The organism is Halorubrum trapanicum (assembly GCF_017873555.1).
Classification (GTDB): Archaea; Halobacteriota; Halobacteria; order Halobacteriales; family Haloferacaceae; genus Halorubrum; species Halorubrum trapanicum.
Map to the genome: position 1 here is coordinate 19,084 of NZ_JAGGKE010000008.1, position 18,084 is coordinate 37,167.

General features: G+C 68.0%; 16 protein-coding genes. 12 read left to right on the plus strand and 4 right to left on the minus strand.

The features are described 5' to 3' along the window. Positions 1–23 precede the first annotated feature (23 nt). Both J2744_RS09875 and aroA read right to left on the minus strand, forming a co-directional pair. Complete coding sequence (locus tag J2744_RS09875; protein ID WP_210113194.1) at positions 24–1,229, minus strand: ArsA family ATPase; 1,206 nt, start codon at positions 1,227–1,229, stop codon at positions 24–26. A 468-nt stretch (positions 1,230–1,697) separates the two neighbouring features. Continuing rightward, entirely contained in the window at positions 1,698–3,080 is a 1,383-nt protein-coding gene (aroA, locus tag J2744_RS09880) for a 3-phosphoshikimate 1-carboxyvinyltransferase (protein WP_210113195.1), read from the minus strand. A gap of 136 nt (positions 3,081–3,216) precedes the next feature. Between aroA and J2744_RS09885 the strand changes: the two genes are divergently transcribed. After that, on the plus strand, positions 3,217–3,759 hold the full coding sequence (locus tag J2744_RS09885) for a multiprotein bridging factor aMBF1 (RefSeq protein ID WP_210113196.1): 543 nt from the start codon (positions 3,217–3,219) through the stop codon (positions 3,757–3,759). A gap of 49 nt (positions 3,760–3,808) precedes the next feature. Here J2744_RS09885 and J2744_RS09890 read toward each other — a convergent pair whose 3' ends face one another. Beyond that, a complete protein-coding gene (locus J2744_RS09890; protein ID WP_210113197.1) occupies positions 3,809–4,219 on the minus strand; it encodes a disulfide bond formation protein B in 411 nt (136 codons plus the stop codon). Beyond that, positions 4,216–5,010 carry a DICT sensory domain-containing protein gene (locus J2744_RS09895; RefSeq protein ID WP_210113198.1) on the minus strand — a complete coding sequence of 265 codons (795 nt, stop codon included), beginning with the start codon at positions 5,008–5,010 and terminating at the stop codon, positions 4,216–4,218. Before J2744_RS09895 ends, J2744_RS09890 begins: the two co-directional genes overlap by 4 nt. A gap of 159 nt (positions 5,011–5,169) precedes the next feature. Between J2744_RS09895 and tpiA the strand changes: the two genes are divergently transcribed. The 11 genes from tpiA to J2744_RS09950 all read left to right on the plus strand — a co-directional run bounded on the left by tpiA (position 5,170) and on the right by J2744_RS09950 (position 18,048). Then, a complete protein-coding gene (tpiA, locus tag J2744_RS09900) occupies positions 5,170–5,814 on the plus strand; it encodes a triose-phosphate isomerase (RefSeq protein ID WP_210113199.1) in 645 nt (214 codons plus the stop codon). Positions 5,815–6,027: 213 nt separating this feature from the next. Next, positions 6,028–7,956, plus strand: a complete 1,929-nt coding sequence (dnaK, locus tag J2744_RS09905) for a molecular chaperone DnaK (protein ID WP_210113200.1) — start codon at positions 6,028–6,030, stop codon at positions 7,954–7,956. A 72-nt stretch (positions 7,957–8,028) separates the two neighbouring features. After that, positions 8,029–9,189, plus strand: coding sequence for a molecular chaperone DnaJ (gene dnaJ, locus J2744_RS09910; protein ID WP_210113201.1), 1,161 nt, complete (start codon positions 8,029–8,031; stop codon positions 9,187–9,189). Between the two features lie 94 nt (positions 9,190–9,283). Beyond that, the gene (locus J2744_RS09915) at positions 9,284–9,604 is read left to right on the plus strand and encodes a cupin domain-containing protein (protein WP_210113202.1); all 321 of its coding nucleotides are present in this window, start codon (positions 9,284–9,286) and stop codon (positions 9,602–9,604) included. Positions 9,605–9,729: 125 nt separating this feature from the next. Next, entirely contained in the window at positions 9,730–10,491 is a 762-nt protein-coding gene (locus tag J2744_RS09920) for an acyl-CoA synthetase family protein (protein ID WP_210113203.1), read from the plus strand. Positions 10,492–11,095: 604 nt separating this feature from the next. Further along, the gene (locus J2744_RS09925) at positions 11,096–12,853 is read left to right on the plus strand and encodes an ABC transporter substrate-binding protein (protein ID WP_210113304.1); all 1,758 of its coding nucleotides are present in this window, start codon (positions 11,096–11,098) and stop codon (positions 12,851–12,853) included. 88 nt (positions 12,854–12,941) lie between these two features. Continuing rightward, complete coding sequence (locus J2744_RS09930) at positions 12,942–13,898, plus strand: ABC transporter permease (RefSeq protein WP_245203302.1); 957 nt, start codon at positions 12,942–12,944, stop codon at positions 13,896–13,898. Then, positions 13,891–14,943, plus strand: coding sequence for an ABC transporter permease (locus J2744_RS09935; protein ID WP_210113204.1), 1,053 nt, complete (start codon positions 13,891–13,893; stop codon positions 14,941–14,943). Before J2744_RS09930 ends, J2744_RS09935 begins: the two co-directional genes overlap by 8 nt. Continuing rightward, the gene (locus J2744_RS09940; RefSeq protein WP_210113205.1) at positions 14,943–16,019 is read left to right on the plus strand and encodes an ABC transporter ATP-binding protein; all 1,077 of its coding nucleotides are present in this window, start codon (positions 14,943–14,945) and stop codon (positions 16,017–16,019) included. Before J2744_RS09935 ends, J2744_RS09940 begins: the two co-directional genes overlap by 1 nt. Then, on the plus strand, positions 16,012–17,340 hold the full coding sequence (locus J2744_RS09945) for an ABC transporter ATP-binding protein (protein ID WP_280921415.1): 1,329 nt from the start codon (positions 16,012–16,014) through the stop codon (positions 17,338–17,340). The genes J2744_RS09940 and J2744_RS09945 overlap by 8 nt, the downstream gene beginning before the upstream one ends. Positions 17,341–17,508: 168 nt before the next feature. After that, a complete protein-coding gene (locus J2744_RS09950; protein WP_210113207.1) occupies positions 17,509–18,048 on the plus strand; it encodes a hypothetical protein in 540 nt (179 codons plus the stop codon). Positions 18,049–18,084: the final 36 nt, after the last annotated feature.

Sequence of the window (18,084 nt, forward strand, 5' to 3'; positions counted from 1 at the left end):
CGCGCGGCGGCGGTCCGGGCCGCTCAGTTCAGGCAGGCGGCGACGACCCGCAGCGCGGCCTCGCCCCGCACCTCGTTCGCGAGCAGGGGCACCCGCTTCACGTCGCGGGCGCGGAACAGGTCGGTCGCTTCCCGGAGCGCGTTCTGTTGGACCTCCCAGCGGCGCGCGCAGAACTCGCAGGTGTCCGGGTTCGGCTCCACCACCCAGTCGGGATCGATCGCGGTCCCGTTTCCGCCCGTCACGTCGCCGACGCCCTCCATCACCCGGTTGACGACGAGCGTGTTCACTGGAATCCCGAACTCGTCGAGGCGGGCGACGAGCCGTTCGGACTCGACGACGCTCATCTCCTCTGGGATCATCACGACGCGGAAGTCGGTCTTCGCGGGGTCACGGAGGACGGCCCGCAGTCGCTCGATGCGCTCGCGCAGTTCCTCGAGGTCGGCGGAGGGGTCCGGCTCGTCGTCGCCCCCGCCGAACATCCCCTTGATCCCGTCCATCATCCCGGAGAAGCGCTGGCGGAGCTTCATCACGCGGCCGAGCATCGAGTCCATGATCTCCGGCAGCTGGAGCAGCCGGAGGGTGTGGCCGGTCGGCGCGGTGTCGACGACGACGCGGTCGAACCGCGGGTCGTCGAGGTACTCCAGCAGCTGGCGCATCGCCGCCGCCTCGTCGGCGCCGGGCATCGTGCCGCCGAGGAGGCCGCCGAGGCCGGCGTCTCCGTCCTCGTCCGCAGCTCCGGCGTCCCCGCCTGCGCCGCCCATCGGTCCCTCGCCGCCCATCCCGCCCATCGCGTCGCCCATCTCGCCCAGCCCGCCGAGGGGGTCGCCGTCGGCGCCGAACATCCCCTCGTCGACCGCGGCGTCGGGGTCGATCTCGACCGCGTACAGGGGTATGTCCTCGCGGATGCGCGCCGGCTCGGCGGGGATCTCCGTCTCGTAGGTGTCGGAAAGCGAGTGCGCGGGGTCCGTGGAGACGACGAGCGTCCGGACGCCGCCCGCGGCCGAGGCCAGCCCCGTCGCGGCCGCCATCGTCGTCTTCCCGACGCCCCCCTTCCCCCCGTACAGCACGTAGTCGGGCGCGTCGACGCCCGCCGGGAGGTCGGCGAGGTCGTCGTCGACGGTGAGCGCCTCGTCCGTCTCCGCGGTCTCGACGGCGGTCTCGTCCCCGTCGGCGGTCCCCTCGTCGCTCTCGTCGACGCGGTCGACCGGCTCGACGTCGATGTCGTCCATACTCGCGTGTCGTTCCGGCGGGCTTGTGTACCCGTCGGTCCCGAGAAGACAGATACGCAGTTCCTGCGCGCACCTGTTTCAAATCTTCAGTCGTCGGTTTGTAAATGGACTCTGACGGGTCCACAGCGACCACCTCCAAAGCCCCAGCCGCCCGGTTGGACGCAACTGACTCTCGAACAGCGGAGAACGCCTCCGAAGCCCCAACTGCGAGGACGCCGGACGCTCGTTGCGCTCCTCACTCGGTCGCTTCGCTCCCTCGTTTCGGTGCTTACGTCGCCTCCGGCGTCCTCGCAGTTGCCCCTTTGAGTCCCACCCCGACCGGAACCGCACCGCGGCCTCACACCTCCCCAGCCTCGCCGCTCACGCCCTGCGGGCGTTCGCGGCGTCCCTCGCGCGTGCGACTCGCGGCCGCCGGTGGCGGCCGCTCGCAGGCACGCGCCACCGCACGCAGTTCCGTCACTGTGAGTCCTATGCTTCTGTGTCGTCGCGTTCGACGGCCATCCCGAGGTCGGCCATCGCCTCGAAGAAATCGGGGAACGAGACGTCGACGTGTTCGGCGCCGCGGACCGTCGTCGTCCCCTCGGCGGCGAGCGCGGCGACCGCGAGGGCCATCACGATCCGGTGGTCGTGACGGCCGTCGACGGTCGCGCCGCGCAGGTCGCTCTCCTCGCCGTGGATCGTGAGGACATCCGGCTCCTCGGTCGCCTCGGCGCCGAGTTTTTCGAGTTCCTCGGCCATCGCGGAGACGCGGTCAGTCTCCTTGTAGCGGACGTGCTCGCAGTTCTCGATCCGCGTCTCCCCGTCCGCGACCGCGCCGAGCGCGGCGATCGTCGGGAGGAGGTCCGGGGTGTCGCCCACGTCGACGGTGACGCCGGAGAGGTCGGCGCGCTCGACCGCGATCTCGCCGGCCTCGCGGTCCCAGTCGACGGGCGCGCCCATGCGCTCGACGACCCCGACGATCGCGGCGTCGCCCTGTGCGCTGGGGCGCGCGCCCTCGATTCGCAGCGGCTCTCCCGGCGCGGCCGCGACCGCGCCCGCGCCGAGCAGGTAGGAGATGGAGGAGAAGTCGCCGGGGACCGCGTACGTCCCCTCGCTCGGCGCGTAGGTTTGTCCGCCCGGGACCGAGAAGCCCGCGGCGCCCGCGGCGCCGTCGAGGGGGTCACCGGACTCGTCGACCGGGGTCGCCTCGACGCCGAAGTCGGCGAGCAGTTCGAGCGTGATGTCGACGTACGGCGCCGACTTGAGATCGGTCGTGAGGTCGACTTCGACCCCCTCGTCGGTGACCGCGCCGGCCATCAGCAGCGCCGTGACGTACTGCGAGGAGACGTCGCCCGGGATCGCCACCTCGCCGCCCGCGAGCGGGCCGGCGACCACGAGCGGGGCCTGCCCGTTCGCCCGCGTCGACTCCGCACGGACGCCGAGGTCGGCGAGCGCGTCGAGGAGCGGTCCCTGCGGGCGCGAGCGCAGCGAGTCGTCGCCGGTGAGGACGGTCGTGCCGTCCGCGAGCGCGGCCGCGGCGGTGACCAGTCGCATCGTCGTCCCCGAGTTCGCGCAGTCGATCACGTCGTCGGGGACCCCGGGACGGCCGTCGAACCCCTCGACGGCGAGGGCGTCGGCGCCGGCGAACTCCGACTCGGCCGCTGTCTCACCGTCGGCTCCCGCCGGGGCGACCGACCCGCCGAACGCGGTGACGGCGCGGGCGGTCGCCCGCGTGTCGGCGGAGATCAGGGGCGACTCGACGGTCGCGCCGTCGCTGTACCCGGCGGCGAGCAGCGCGCGGTGGGTGTAGCTCTTCGACGGCGGCGCGCGCGCGGTCCCGCGAAGGTCTGAGCGCGTGACGTGGGCGTCCATACCCACTCCTGCCGGCCGCGGCGACAAGTCGGTACCGACCGCGGCACGATTGCGATCGGTGCGCGTCGAGACGCAGCTGCGCTCGGCGCGCCGCCGCGGCACACCCTTTATACCATCGGGAGCGTTAGCGTCGCGTATGCCCCAGTGTGAGATGTGCGGCGCCGAGGAGGCCTCGCTGACGACGACGAAGGTCGAAGGCGCCGAGCTGGAGCTTTGTAGCTCGTGTACGGACTTCGGCACCGAAGTCCGCGACGAGTCGACCGGCTCCGGCGGCGGCAAGTACTCCACCAGCTCCAGCACCGGGAAGTCGTCCTCGTCTTCGTCGTCCGGCTCGTCCGGCTCGTCGAGCGGTTCCGGGAGCTCAGGCGGCTCGACCCGCCCCCGCGACATGTTCGACGACATGGACGAGATCGCCACCGACTACGACGAGCGGATCCGCGACGCGCGGGAGTCGCGCGGGCTGAGCCAGGAGGAGCTGGCCGACCAGCTCAACGAGAAGGCGAGCCTCATCCGCAAGCTCGAACGCAGCGACACGCTCCCGACCGACGAGGTCCAGCGCAAGCTCGAACGCGCGCTCGACATCTCGCTGGTCGAGGGCCAGTCGGCCGACGACGCCGACTGGGAGACCAACGACGCGGGCACGATGACCCTCGGCGACGTCGTCAAGCGGAAGGACTGAACGGTCAGTTCCTCCGAACCTCACTTCTTCGTTGCTCGCGTTCTTACTGTCAGACGCGTCGCCGCATGCCGACGAGCAGGACCGCGAGCAGCCCGAACGCGACGAACGAGAGGTTCGGGATCGTGAGTCCGAACACCGGACTCCGCCACAGCACGGTCGCGCACGGGCCGCCGAGCGAACACTGCCCCATCGTCGCCTGGAGGTACGAGTGGTAGGCGGCGAGGCTCAGCCCGATCGCCACGAGCGGCAGCGCGGTCCGCCGGACCGCCGGTCGCTCCTCGACGGTCGCGACGCCGAGGACGACGACGAGCGGGTACATGGCGATCCGCTGGTACCAGCACAGGTCGCAGGGCGTCAGCCCGAGTCCGAGGCTGAACCAGAGGCTCCCCGCGGTCGCGACCGTCGCGACGACCGTCGCGGCCGACAGCCACGCGGTCGTCTCCGAGAGCCGACCCCTCACACGGTCTCCCCGCCCTCGTCCGTCTGCTCCGACCCGCCGTAGCGCTCGGTCAGGTAGTCGATGATGTAATCGACGGTCTCGGGGTCGTAGCTCCAGAACCCGTAGAACTCTCCCGGGGCGCGCTCCTCGGCGAGCAGCGCGCACTTCGCGTCCTCGTACCCGCCGCCGTCGTACGCGACGAACCACGTCTCGCGGATCTCCGCGGTCTCGCCGACGTGGACGGCGTAGTGTTCGACGTCGGGCGCGTCCCCCTCGTCGGCGGCGTACGCGTGGACGTCGAGCCGCTCCTTCTCGCCGAGTAAGTCGTAGGTGTCGATCTCGCCGGTGAGCACGTCGAGCGTCTGGAATCCCGCGTGGAGCTCCCCGTCGCCGACCCGCCACGCCCGGTCCTCGATCTCGCGGGACGCGGCGACCATGTCCTCGCGCGAGTAGGAGGTGAACATCGTCTCGTCGAGGTGGTCTAACACCGGCTTTCCGACGCGTCCGCCGCTACCCCCCTCGGCGATCGGTTCGTCCCCCTCCGACGCACCTCTCCCGTCTCCCGACGATCCCGTCCCGTCCTCGCCGCGCCGAGGCAACAGCTCGTCGACCGTCACGGCCGTGACGAACTCACCGTCCCGCGCCAGCACGGCGAACTCCTTCGGTCCGGAGGCCGTCTGGTCGCCGACGATCCGGACGTTGCGGTCGGCGAAGTGTTCCCGAAGCTCGTCCGTCACCGCCGGGTCGGCGTTGAACACGGTCAACGTGGCCTCGTGGGCTTCCACGCCAGCGATGAGCTCGATGAGGGACATCCCTTGTCGGACCCACAGCAGCGGGGTATAAGGTCGTTTCTGCTGTCCGGACCGCGAGGGTTCCTCGGAACCGGAACTCGCGAGGAGCCACGACGAGGGGTCGTCTGGGGAGCGCCGCGAAGCGTGAAGCTATTTGCGCCGCGCCCCCCGAGTGAGGGTATGTTCATTCTGGTGAACCTCAAGGCGTACCCGTGCGATCCGATCGACGTCGCGACCGCGGCCCGCGACGTGGCCGAGGCGTCCGGCGCCCGGATCGCGGTCTCGCCGCAGGCCGCCGACATCGCCCGCGTCGCGGACACCGGCGTCGAGACGTGGGCACAGCACGTCTCGCCGAACGCGCACGGCTCGCACACGGGGTCGACGCTCGCCGAGGCCGTCGGCGACAACGGCGCGGAGGGGACGCTCATCAACCACTCCGAGAAGCGGCTGAAGCTCGCGGACGTCGACGGCTCCGTCCGGGCGGCCGAGCGTGCCGACCTCGAAACGATCGTCTGCGCGAACAACCCCGCGCAGGTCGGCGCCGCCGCCGCGCTCGGTCCCGACGCGGTCGCCGTCGAACCCCCGGAACTGATCGGGGGCGACGTCTCCGTCGCCACCGCCGACCCCGGGATCGTCGAGGACGCGGTCGCGGCCGCTGAGGCCGTCGACCCCGCGGTCGACGTGTTCTGCGGTGCCGGCGTCTCGACCGGCGAGGACGTGTCGACCGCCGGCGACCTCGGCGCCGCCGGGGTCCTGCTGGCCTCCGGCGTCGCGAAGGCCGACGACCCCGAGGCCGTGCTGGAAGACCTCGTCAGCGGCATCTGAGCCGGGAGCCGAGTCGGCGGCCGCGGTGGTCCGGCGGCCGCTCGCGTCTCGACCGGTCTCGAAACGCCGCTGCGTTTGCGGATCTGTATAAAGACACCGATGTGAGCGACTCACACGATCGAGAAACCGCACGACTGCGGCGGCTTCTTTCTTCCGCACGGATGGCAGCGTCTAGTAACCTTTAACCGAAACAAGCCGCTACCTGTGAGCAAGATGGCGAGCAACAAAATTCTCGGTATCGACCTCGGTACCACCAACTCCGCGTTCGCGGTGATGGAGGGCGACGAGCCCGAGATCATCGCCAACGCGGAAGGCGACCGAACCACTCCGTCGGTCGTCGCCTTCGCCGACGACGACGAACGGCTCGTCGGCAAGCCGGCGAAGAACCAGGCAGTTCAGAACCCCGACCGCACGATCCAGTCGATCAAGCGGCACATGGGCGAGGACGACTACACCGTCGAGATCGGCGACGAGGAGTACACGCCGGAGCAGGTCTCGGCGATGATCCTCCAGAAGATCAAACGCGACGCCGAGGAGTACCTCGGCGACGACGTCGAGAAGGCGGTCATCACCGTCCCCGCCTACTTCAACGACAAGCAGCGCCAGGCGACGAAGGACGCCGGCGAGATCGCCGGCTTCGAGGTCGAGCGCATCGTCAACGAGCCGACCGCGGCCTCCATGGCGTACGGGCTCGACGACGAGTCCGACCAGACCGTCCTCGTGTACGACCTCGGGGGCGGCACGTTCGACGTGTCGGTCCTCGATCTGGGCGGCGGCGTCTACGAGGTCGTCGCCACGAACGGGGACAACGACCTCGGCGGCGACGACTGGGACGAGGCGCTCATCGACCACCTCGCAGACGAGTTCCAGAACGACCACGGGATCGACCTCCGCGACGACCGGCAGGCGCTCCAGCGGCTAAAAGACGCCGCCGAGGAGGCGAAGATCGAGCTGTCGAACAAGAAGGAGACCACCGTCAACCTCCCCTTCATCACCGCGACCGACAGCGGTCCGGTCCACCTCGAACAGTCCGTCACCCGCGCGACGTTCGAGAGCCTCACGTCGGACCTCATCGGGCGCACCGTCGATCCGACCGAGCAGGCGCTCTCCGACGCCGGCTACTCGAAGTCGGACATCGACGAGGTCATCCTCGTCGGCGGCTCCACCCGGATGCCGCAGGTTCAAGAGAAGGTCGAGGAGCTGGTCGGGCAGGAGCCGAAGAAGAACGTCAACCCGGACGAGGCGGTCGCGCTCGGCGCGGCGGTCCAAGGCGGCGTGCTCTCCGGCGACGTGGACGACATCGTCCTGCTGGACGTGACTCCGCTCTCGCTCGGGATCGAGGTGAAGGGCGGCCTCTTCGAGCGGCTCATCGAGAAGAACACCACGATCCCGACCGAGGAGTCGAAGGTGTTCACCACGGCCGCTGACAACCAGACCTCCGTCAACGTCCGCGTCTTCCAGGGCGAACGCGAGATCGCCGAGGAGAACGAGCTGCTCGGCGCGTTCCAGCTCTCCGGCATCCCGCCGGCTCCCGCCGGGACCCCGCAGATCGAGGTCTCCTTCAACATCGACGAGAACGGCATCGTCAACGTCGAGGCCGAGGACCAGGGCTCCGGCAACGCCGAGTCGATCACCATCGAGGGCGGCGTCGGCCTCTCCGACGAGGAGATCGAGGAGATGCAAGAGGAGGCCGAAAAGCACAAGGAGGAAGACGAGGCCCGTCGCGAGCGGATCGAGGCCCGCAACGAGGCCGAGACGACGATCCAGCGCGCGGAAACCCTCCTCGAAGAGAACGAGGAGGAGCTGGACGACGACGAGCTGGTCGCCGACATCGAGGCGGCCATCGAGGACGTCGAGGACGTGCTCGAAGACGAGGACGCCGACACCGACGAGATCGAGTCCGCCACCGAGGCCCTCACCGAGGAGCTACAGGAGATCGGCAAGCAGATGTACGAGGGACAGGCCGCGCAGGCCGGTCCGGGCGGCGCGGGCGGCGCCGGTCCCGGCGGCATGGGCGGGATGGGCGGCGCCGGCGGTCCCGGAGGGGCAGCGGGCCCCGGCGGTGCCGGTCCCGGCGCCGACACGGACGACGAGGAGTACGTCGACGCCGACTTCGAGGACGTGGACGACGACGACGAGTAACGCCGACCCGCTCGCCTTCGGACGGGCCGTTTAACACGACCCAACCACGAACGACTCAACAACGAACAACGCATGAGCGAAGATTTCTACGACGTCCTCGGCGTGTCGCGGGACGCCAGCGAGGAGGAGATCAAGAAGGCGTACCGCAAGCAGGCCGCCGAACACCACCCCGACGTCAGCGACGACGACGACGCCGAGGAGCGGTTCAAGAAGATCCAGAAGGCCAAGGAGGTGCTCACCGACGAGCAGAAGCGGAAGCAGTACGACCAGATGGGTCACGACCGGTTCACCGAGGCCGACAAGCGCGGCGCGACCGGCGGCGGTCCGGGCGGCGCCGGCGGTCCCTTCGGCGGCGCGGGCGGTGCCGGGGGCGCCGGCGGCTTCGAGGACATCTTCAACCAGTTCTTCGGCGGTGGCGGTCGCGGCCGCGGCGGCGGTGGCGGCAACCGACCGCGACAGGGCCGCGACCTCAAGACGGGACTGACGATCGACCTCGAAGCGGCGTTCGAGGGCGCGACCAAGGAGGTCACGCTCACGCGGCCGACCGAGTGCGCCACCTGCGACGGCGCGGGGCACCCGCCCGACGCCGACGTGGAGACCTGCCCGCAGTGTAACGGTCGCGGGCAGGTCCAGCAGGTCCAGCAGACGCCGCTCGGGCGCGTCCAGCAGACGTCGACGTGTCCCCGCTGCGAGGGCGAGGGCGAGCTGTACAGCGAGGACTGTTCCGACTGCGGCGGCGACGGCGTCGTCCGCGAGGAGGCGACGCTCTCGGTCGAGATTCCGGCGGGAATCCGCTCCGGACAGAGCCTCCGGATGGAGCGCGAGGGCGCCCCCGGCGAGAACGGCGGCCCGAAGGGCGACCTGCTCATCGAGGTCGACGTCGACGTCGGCGACCGGTTCGAGCGCGACGGCGACGACCTCCGCGTCAACGAGGCGGTCTCGTTCCCGCAGGCCGTCTTCGGCGACACCGTCGAGGTGGAGACGGTCGACGGCAGCGTCGAGATGGACGTTCCCGCCGGCACCCAGAGCGGCGAGACGTTCCGGCTTCAGGGGAAGGGAATGCCCCGGCTCCGTCGTCGCGGGCGCGGCGACCTCTACGTTCAGGTCGCGGTCGTCGTCCCCGAGTCGCTCAACGACGAACAGCGCGAGGCGCTGGAGGCGTTCGCCGAGGCCGGCGGCGAGGACATCGACGTCGGCGGCGGCTTCTTCGAGAAGCTGAAAAGCTCGTTCTGACCGGCGTCTCCGCCACCGGTCGCGCGTCTCCGACTGCGGAGTCTCGGCTTCCGCGGCCCGTAGCTTTTCCGCCCTCCGGCCCGTCCACCGAGACATGGGCTACGACACGACGGCCTACGACGACGTCGAACCGCGCGCTCCCGGGATGTACTTCCTCCGTGAGGCGCTCGACTGCGAGAACCTCGGCGTGACCGTCGTCGAGGCCGACGACGGCTGGGAGGGGATGGAGCACGACCACGGCGACGCCCACCACGAGGAGGTGTACGTGCTGCTCCACGGCGAGGCGACGCTCACCGTCGCCGGGGACGACGTCGACCTCGCCCCCGGCGACGCGGTCCGCGTCGACCCCGGGTCCACGCGCGACCTCGCCTTCTCGGCGGACGGCTCGAAGATGGTCATCGCCGGCGCACCCTGACGCCGGCTCGAAGATGGTCATCGCCGGCGCGCCCTGAGCGTCGGCGCCGACGCCGCCGGATCTGTTTCTCGACCCTCGACGGGCGACGCCGCAGCGTTAAGGCCCGCGCGCTCCGAGAGCCGCGCATGGACCTCGTCGGCGACCTGCTCGCTCGCGACCGGCGCAGCCGCGACGCGGCGCTCGTCACGCCGGACGGCCGGGAGCGAACCCACCACGACCTGATCACGAACGGCTACAAGGCGGCGAACGTGCTCCGCTACCTCGGCGTCCGCACGGGCGCGACCGTCGCCGTCGACCCGACGCCGGGGTTTCACACGACGCTCGCGTTCCTCGGCGCCGCCGCCGTCGGCGCCCCCGTTCGGTTCGACCCGGAAGCGGGGATCGAGGCGGGCAACCGCGTCGTGCTCCCCCCGGTCTCGACCGCGGCGGCCCTCGATCCGGCGCCCGGGACGAACCTCGCTGCGTTCGGGGGAGCGCCCGACCGCCCCGACACGACTCACTGGGAGCAGGAGCTGTGGAGCGAGAACCCGGGAACCCCGCCGAGCGACGTCGATCCCGCCGACACCGCTATCGTCGGGCCGGGTCGCGAGTTCAGCCACCGCGAACTGTGTTCGATCGCGGCCGCCGCCGTCGACGAGGCCGACTTGGACGGGGAGACGCGCGTGGTCCTCCGGCGTCCGTTCTCGGACGCGGCGGCCGTCGCGTGCGGCCTCGTCGCCCCGCTTTCGGTCGACGGGACCGCGGTCCTCGCTCCTTCGAGCGCCGGTCGCGAGGCGGACGACGGAGACGAGGAGTCCCGCGGCGACGTGGCCGTGGCTCCGGCGGATACGAACGTTCCGGAGCCGCGCCGGGTCGACCCGGCGACGCTCGCGTCGGCGGCGGAGTGAACGCTGCTCGGAGCCACGGTCGACCAGACCGAGCGCCGACGCAGATGACTCGTCTCTCGGCTCACGCCTGCGAACCACGCCGAACGTCAGATCCTGAGCGGACTCTTCTCAACATCCCGTCATATCTGTGGCGGATCGGGTTCGGACTGGCACTTACTCGACAGATTCATGATTTCAAGATCTAAACACACTTTTATTCTATAATGATTATTCATTTTTCCTTGTCGGCTTGCTGTTCTATACTTTGTAACACCTCGTACATTTCGACGAATAACTTAGTTTTCGTCCAATAATACGTTCTAAACGCCCTCCCTCAGCGTATCGTAACATATTATAGTAATCAGTTGTAGGATGTGGTATGCCAAGTCGGCACAACGCATCCGATAACAACCAAACTATAAATCGACGTAACGTTATCGCCACCATCGGGGCGGCTGGAGCAGCCAGCCTGGCCGGGTGTGGCGGCCAATCCGACGGCGGCGACGGCAGTGACGGCGGCGACGGCAGTGACGGCGGCGATGGCGGTGACGGCGGCGACGGTGGAGACCTCTTCCCCCTCGACGTTCAGCTCGAAGTCAACGCCGACAACAGCGACCGGCTTCAGATGGTCGAGCTCATCGCCGAGTCGATGGAGCAGACCGGCTACTTCAACACGACGGTCGAGACGTACGAGTGGAACACGTACGTCGGCCGCGTGCTCAACCCCGAGTACCAGAACAACGGGTACGTTCCCTGTATCGGCCTTTCCGGCACGTTCAACCCCGGGAGCTTCTGTAACGCCCTCCACCACTCCAGCAACATCGGCGCGTGTTGTAACCTCAACGGGATCAGCGACTCCGAGCTGGACGACATGATGGACTCCGCGCGGTACGGTGTCGATGTCGCTCAGGATCCCGAACTCCGCGCAGAGCGGTACGACGAGGTCTGGAACTACCTCGCGGACGAGCGCTACAGCTCGATCACTCACTTCGGTCTCGCCACTTCCGTCTCCAACACGGACCTCCACGGCTTCGACATGTGGCCCTTCCAAGGCGGACTGTACAGCTACAACATGTTCGCGCCGCAGGAAGAGCAGGTCATGTGGATCGACCGCGACAACGCTGCGGGCGACTCCGACCTCTCGGACCTCTCCGAGGGCGGCACGCTGTCCATGGCGATCTCCGCGAACGTCGAGTCGTTCGACCCGCCGCACAGCAGCGACACGACGTCGACGCTGGCGCAGAACTTCATCTACGAGGGACTTGTCGCCAACGACAAGCAGGGTAACATCCACCCGTGGCTCGCCGAGAGCTACGAGCTGCTGGACACGACCGACGTCGACCGAACCGCGTACGCGGACTACATGTCGGCGGTCGGGACGACCGAGGAGGGCGCGATAGACACGGACGAGCAGGTCATCGTCCAGCACCCGGAGGACAGCCCCGCCGAGGACGACGAGGTCCGCGTGCTGCTCCCCGACGACGCCACCGAGGCGGCCGAGGACGGGACCTACGGGATGCAGTACCGGTACAACCTCCAGCAGGGCGTCGAGTTCCACAACGGCGACGAGCTCACCGCGGAGGACGTGGTCGCGACCTACGAGTACGCCGAGAACTCCGTGCTCGCCCCGCAGACGTTCGACTCGGTGCTGACCGTGACGCAGGTCGACGAGTACACCGTCGACATCTACGCTCAGGTCGCTGACGCCGAGGCCGAGCGCTCGCTCCCCGCGCTGCTCATTCTCAACGCCACGCAGATCGAGGAGGTCGAGAAGGGCAACATCGACCCGCGTCAGGGCAACACCCCCATCGGGACGGGTCCCTACGAGTTCTCCGAGTTCGAGGACGCCCAGTACTACGAGGTCACGAAGTTCGACAACTACTGGACCGAGCAGAAGGGCGTTAGCGAGGCGTTCAGCTGGTTCGACGGCTCCGACGAGTTCCCGGACGGTCCGGTCATCGACGCCTTCGAGATCGACATCGTCCCCGACAACTCCACCCGTTCCGGGGCGCTCCAGAACGGGGAGATCGACTCCACCTACGGGCTGAACACCTCGACGCTCGACCAGTTCGACTCCTCGGAGGAGTTCCTCCTCTACGAGATCGAGACCGGCGGCTACGAGTACATCCAGTACCCGGTCAACGTCGCGCCGTTCGACGACGCTCGGCTCCGGCAGGCGATCAACCACCTGATCCCGCGCGAACGGATCGTCGAGAACGTGTTCAGCGGCTACGGGCGTCCGGCGTGGACGCCTATCCCCGAGCTGGCACAGGGAAGCGGGACCGCCGACGCCGAGGCCTTAGAGGAAGAGCTTCGGCCGACGAACGAGTACAACGTCGAACGCGCCGAAGAGCTGCTCGAGCAGGTCGCCGCGGACAACTGAGGCGTTCCGCGGACATCCCGTTTCCGATCACACAAATGACGTCATTACGTCTACTGACAACTGAACTCGCCACGATAACCACGCAACGATGAGCCTCCAACGTTTCATACTGAAACGAACGCTGTCGATAATCCCGATCATGTTCGGGGTATCGGTGATCACGTTCGGGATGTTCCACCTGACTCCCGGCGACCCGGTCACCCGACTCGTCGCATTGAACCCGGACGTGACAGCGGCCGAAGAGGCCGCGCTCCGCCAGCGCTGGGGGCTTTCCGGTCCCGTCTGGGAACAGTACCTGGACTGGATTTCGAACGTGCTCGTCGGCGACTTCGGTCAGGAACTCCAGACGGGCCGTGAAGTCTCCGCTATCGTGTGGCGGCGGCTCCCGGAGACCATCGCGCTCGGTCTCTTCGGGTGGGCGTTCGCGCTCGTCATCGCCATTCCAGCTGGGATCTACGCGGCGGTCAACAAAAACCAGCTCGGAGACACCATCAGCCGCTTCCTCGCGCTGTCCGGGATCTCGATCCCGAACTTCTGGCTCGGCTTGATCTTGATCCTGATATTCTCGCTGTACCTGGGTCTGTTCCCGGTGCTTGCGCCTTCGAGGCAGTCGCTTCTCTCCCCGGAGATGCTGTGGTATCTGATCCTCCCGGGCATCACTATCGGGACCGCTTCGGCGGCTAGCATCATGCGCGTGATGCGCACCTCGATGACGGAGGAACTGAACAAGGAGTACGTCACCGCGGCCCGCGCGAAGGGACTCCCCGAGCGGACGGTGATTCTCAAACACGTACTGCGGAACTCCCTGATCTCGGTCGTCACGCTCGCGGCGACGCTCACGGCATCCATCGTGGCCGGGTCGGTCGTCGTGGAAGTCGTGTTCAACTGGCCGGGACTCGGACGGGAGTTCATCAACGCTATCAACCAGCGGGAGATCAACGTCGTCATGGCGATCACCCTCTTTACCGGGTTCTTCGTCATTCTCGCGAACCTCGTTGCTGACATCGTGTACGCGGCGCTTGACCCGAGGATCCGATATGACTGATCGACACACCCACGACGAACGCGGCCGGATCCGCATCTCCGGATTCGATTCGGACCGCGTCAGAGACCGAGAGCCGATGTCCGACTGGACCGACGAATCGAGCGGCGAAACGGTCGGTCGCTGGCGGCGCGGCTTCCGGAAGTTCAAGCGGAATCGCTCCGCGATCGGCGCGCTCGTCGTCGTCGTCGTGATGGCGCTGGCGGCGTTCTTCGCGCGTCCCATCGAGGTGTTCGGCGTGGTCGTCCAGCCGTTCTCGCTGGCCCCGTACGACCCCACGACGATCCTGTACTTGGGGGTCGACCCGAGCGTGAACGTGTACGACCCGCCGTCGTGGCAGTATCCGATGGGCGTCGACGGCTCCGGCCGCGACCTGTTCTCGCGGCTCCTCGTCGGCGGTCGGTACAGCCTCTCGATCGGCTTCATCGTCGTCGGACTCACGGCGTCGTTCGGTCTGATCTACGGCTCCATCTCGGGGTACTACGGCGGCAACGTCGACGAACTGATGATGCGAATCGTCGACACCATCTTCGCGTTCCCCGGACTCATCCTGGCGCTCATCATCGTCGCCATCCTCGGCGGCGGCTACTGGCAGCTCGTCTTGGCGTTCAGCCTCTTCGGCTGGGCGGGATACGGTCGTCTCGTCAGAGGTGAAGTGCTGAAGATCAAGGAGAACGAGTACGTGCTGGCGGCGAAAGCGCTCGGTGCGCGCGACCGCTCGGTGGTGTTCAGACACATCGCCCCGAACGCGATGCCGCCGCTCATCGTTCTGGCGTCGCTCAACATCGGAAGCGTCGTCATCGGCGTCGCTGCGCTCGGGTTCCTCGGACTCGGGCTGGACCCCAGTTCGGCCGAGTGGGGAACGATGTTGAACGCCACGCGGTCGACGCTGATCCAGGGACCGGGCGGCCAGATCCCGTGGTGGGCGACGGTGTATCCCGGTGCGGCCATCTTCATCTTCGTGATGTCAATGAACATGATCGGTGACGGTATCAACGACGCACTGGACGCACAGCAGACGGGTGTCGGCCGCGGGGGTGAGGACTGATGGCGCTGCTCGAAGTGAAGGATCTCACCGTCCGCTTCTACACGCAAGAAGGCGTGGTGACCGCCGTCGACGACCTCTCGTACCGCATCGAGCGGGGCGAGAAGTTCGGCGTGGTCGGCGAGAGCGGAGCGGGCAAAAGCGTCACCGCGCTCTCCGTGTTGCGACTGATCGACAGCCCCGGCCAGATCGAGAGCGGCGAGATCCTGTTCAAAGGCGAGGACCTGCTGGAGATGTCCGAGTCGGAGATCCGCTCGATCCGCGGCAACGAGATCTCGATGATCTTCCAGGACGCGCAGACGGCGCTCAATCCGGTGTACACGGTCGGCGGCCAGATCGCGGAGGCGATCGAACACCACCTGGACTACACCAGCAAGGAGGCGAAGGCCCGAACGATCCAGCTGCTCGATCGCGTCGGTATTCCGGAGGCCGAAGAGCGGTTCTCCGACTACCCGCACGAGTTCTCCGGCGGGATGCAACAGCGGGCGATCATCGCGATGGCCCTGTCGTGCGATCCCGATCTGATCGTCGCGGACGAGCCGACGACCGCGCTCGACGTGACGATCGAAGCGCAGATCCTCGACGAACTCAGAGATCTGGCCGACGAGTTCGACACGGCGATCCAGCTCATCACCCACGACCTCGGCGTCATCGCCGAGGTCTGTGACCGCGTCATGGTGATGTACGCCGGGAAACCGGTCGAAAAGGCACCGGTCGAGGAGCTGTACTACGACCCCAAACACCCGTACACGGTCGGACTGATGAGCTCTATCCCTCGCGTCAACGACAAGCGAGAGCGGCTCCAGACGATCCCCGGCGTGATGCCGGACCTCGTCGAGCTTCCCTCCGGGTGTAGCTTCCACCCGCGCTGTCCGTTCGCCGAGGAGAAGTGTACGCGGAAGGAGCCGCCGCTCACCGACGTCGAATCGGGCGCGGAGGCCACGCTCGACACCGAACACTCCGCCGCCTGTCTCGAGTACACGGAGGGTCTCTCGCAGGGGCTCACCTACTCCGTCGAGACGACCGGTCCGGCGGACGGCGCCGCCGCGGGGTACGTCGAGGGTGATCGCGATGAGTAGCGCCGAGCCGATCCTCCGCGTCGAGGGGTTAGAGAAGTACTACGACTCCACCGGCGGGTTCGTCGACAAGCTGCTCGGTCGGTCGCAGTGGGTGAAGGCGGTCGACGGCGTCGACCTCGAACTCCACGAGGGCGAGACGCTCGGCGTCGTCGGCGAGTCCGGGTGCGGGAAGACGACGCTCGGCCGGAGCATGCTTCGCCTGATCGAGCCGACGGGCGGCTCCGTCTACTACAAGGGCGAAGACATCACGGACCTGTCCAGCTCGGATCTCCGAAACCTCCGGAAGGACGTCCAGTACATCTTCCAGGACCCGTTCTCCAGCCTGAATCCCCGTCTGACCGTCGGCGACATCATCGGGGAGCCGCTCGACATCCACGACATCGCGTCCGGGGAAGCGCGGAAAGAGCGGATCTACGAACTGCTCGAAACCGTCGGGCTGAACCCGAGCCACGCGAACCGCTACCCGCACGAGTTCTCCGGCGGCCAGCGGCAGCGGATCGGTATCGCCCGCGCGCTCGCCGTCGACCCCGAGGTGATCGTCTGCGACGAGCCGGTGTCGGCGCTCGACGTGAGCGTTCAAGCGCAGATCCTCAACCTCATGGAGAACCTGCAAGAGGAGTTCGGTCTCTCGTACGTGTTCATCGCCCACGACCTCAGCGTCGTCGAACACATCTCCGACCGGATCGCGGTCATGTACCTCGGCGAGGTGGCCGAGATCGCGCCGACGGAGGAGGTGTTCGAACCGCCGTACCACCCGTACTCGGAGGCGCTCCTCTCCGCGATCCCCGAGCCGGACCCGCTCTGGGAGGGCGAACAGATCTTCCTGTCCGGCACCGTCCCCTCCCCGTTGAATCCGCCGTCGGGCTGTCGGTTCCACACCCGGTGTCCGAAGGTGATCCGCGACGCCGACTACGACCTTCCACAGGAGACGTGGCGGTCGATCATGGACCTGAAACTCCGGGCGCGGGAGTCGGACTCCGTCGGGTCGGTGACGGCGGAGCTCGAAAGCGACGTGGAGGGGTCGCGCATCGACCCGGCGGACGCGTCGCGCGAGGAGTTCGGTCGGATGGTCCGCACCGAGTTCGACCTCCCGGAGAGCCTGTCGGACGACGACGCGGAACGCGCGGTCTCGGAGGCGATCGACCTGCTCCGCGACGAGGATCTGTCCTCGGCGGCGACGGCGCTGGAGGACGCGTTCACCTCGCCCTGCTCGACGCACGAGCCGGACGCCTACGAGGTGGGCGACGACCACCACATCTCGTGTCTCCGGTTCGACGACCGGTTCGACTCCGAGCGGGAAGTGTTCGGTAACGCGGCGTAGTCGAAGACGTCCCTTTCTTTCCCCGGCGTTCCGCGTTTTTCCCGTTCAGCCCGACGTTTCGCGTTTTTCCCGTTCAGCCCGACGTTTCGCGTTTTTCCCGTTCAACCGGGGGTCCGCCCGTCCGACTCCAGCGTAATGCTTTATCCTTCGACCCACGTAGGTGTCCCAATGCGTCGGATCTACGAGTCGAACGCCCTCCACCGCGACGACGAGGAGGCGCACGCCCCGTCGGAAAAGGAGCGAACGACCAAGCTTCAGGCGCTGCGGTCGGTCCCGTCGTCGACGCTGAGCGATCTCCTGATCCCGCGACGGCTGCGTCACCTTCCGGTGTCGGTCGGCGTCGAAACCCCGGACGACGAGTACGAGGTCGGCGAGCCGGTCCCGTTCACCGTGACGATCCGCAACCGCCTGCCGCTCCCGATATCGATCCCGACGGTCTCGCCGCTCCTCTGGGAGTGGACCGTCGACGGCAACGTCGAGGCGGCCGAGATCCCGATCCGGGACCCGCCCGACGAGGCGGGACAGCTGTCGTTCGACCGCGGCGAGCGCAAGGAGTTCCGGAAGCGGTGGGACCAGCTGTTCAGAGTCTCGGAACGGGAGTGGGAACCGGCGGCGGCCGGGAATCACACCATCGGCGTCGCGGTCAACGCGACGGACGCCGAGAACCGCGGCCTGACCGACGAGACGACGGTGCGGATCGTCCGCTGATCCGGCGTCGCCATCCGACCGGGGGGCGACCGTCTC

What these genes read in the sequence shown, in the direction of transcription:
- J2744_RS09875 (WP_210113194.1), bottom strand. Translation starts at nt 1,229, where the DNA reads ATGGACGACATCGACGTCGAGCCGGTCGACCGCGTCGACGAGAGCGAC.
- aroA (WP_210113195.1), bottom strand. Translation starts at nt 3,080, where the DNA reads ATGGACGCCCACGTCACGCGCTCAGACCTTCGCGGGACCGCGCGCGCG.
- J2744_RS09885 (WP_210113196.1), top strand. Translation starts at nt 3,217, where the DNA reads ATGCCCCAGTGTGAGATGTGCGGCGCCGAGGAGGCCTCGCTGACGACG.
- J2744_RS09895 (WP_210113198.1), bottom strand. Translation starts at nt 5,010, where the DNA reads ATGTCCCTCATCGAGCTCATCGCTGGCGTGGAAGCCCACGAGGCCACG.
- tpiA (WP_210113199.1), top strand. Translation starts at nt 5,170, where the DNA reads ATGTTCATTCTGGTGAACCTCAAGGCGTACCCGTGCGATCCGATCGAC.
- dnaK (WP_210113200.1), top strand. Translation starts at nt 6,028, where the DNA reads ATGGCGAGCAACAAAATTCTCGGTATCGACCTCGGTACCACCAACTCC.
- dnaJ (WP_210113201.1), top strand. Translation starts at nt 8,029, where the DNA reads ATGAGCGAAGATTTCTACGACGTCCTCGGCGTGTCGCGGGACGCCAGC.
- J2744_RS09915 (WP_210113202.1), top strand. Translation starts at nt 9,284, where the DNA reads ATGGGCTACGACACGACGGCCTACGACGACGTCGAACCGCGCGCTCCC.
- J2744_RS09920 (WP_210113203.1), top strand. Translation starts at nt 9,730, where the DNA reads ATGGACCTCGTCGGCGACCTGCTCGCTCGCGACCGGCGCAGCCGCGAC.
- J2744_RS09925 (WP_210113304.1), top strand. Translation starts at nt 11,096, where the DNA reads ATGGTCGAGCTCATCGCCGAGTCGATGGAGCAGACCGGCTACTTCAAC.
- J2744_RS09930 (WP_245203302.1), top strand. Translation starts at nt 12,942, where the DNA reads ATGAGCCTCCAACGTTTCATACTGAAACGAACGCTGTCGATAATCCCG.
- J2744_RS09935 (WP_210113204.1), top strand. Translation starts at nt 13,891, where the DNA reads ATGACTGATCGACACACCCACGACGAACGCGGCCGGATCCGCATCTCC.
- J2744_RS09940 (WP_210113205.1), top strand. Translation starts at nt 14,943, where the DNA reads ATGGCGCTGCTCGAAGTGAAGGATCTCACCGTCCGCTTCTACACGCAA.
- J2744_RS09945 (WP_280921415.1), top strand. Translation starts at nt 16,012, where the DNA reads ATGAGTAGCGCCGAGCCGATCCTCCGCGTCGAGGGGTTAGAGAAGTAC.
- J2744_RS09950 (WP_210113207.1), top strand. Translation starts at nt 17,509, where the DNA reads ATGCGTCGGATCTACGAGTCGAACGCCCTCCACCGCGACGACGAGGAG.